Raw genomic sequence first — 229 nt, 5'->3', positions numbered from 1 at the left:
GAGAAGGCCTTGGTCGCCAGCAAGATCTTGCATCCGGCCGCCTCGCGCACGCGCTGGGCCGTTTCCAGATTTGCGCGCAGGCGCGCCGCGTCCAGCACGAAGACGGGCGTCGGGATATGATCGGGCAGGGCGGGTGGGGTCATGGTGTCTGGTCCTTGGGTGCCCGCTTATGCCTCATCAACGGGCCTTGAGCGAACATTATTAGCGGCGCGCACGTTCCGGCTTTTGC

This window comes from Hyphomonas sp. UBA3195 (assembly GCF_002366485.1).
Taxonomy (GTDB): domain Bacteria; phylum Pseudomonadota; class Alphaproteobacteria; order Caulobacterales; family Hyphomonadaceae; genus Hyphomonas.
This window is presented reverse-complemented; position numbering follows the sequence as displayed.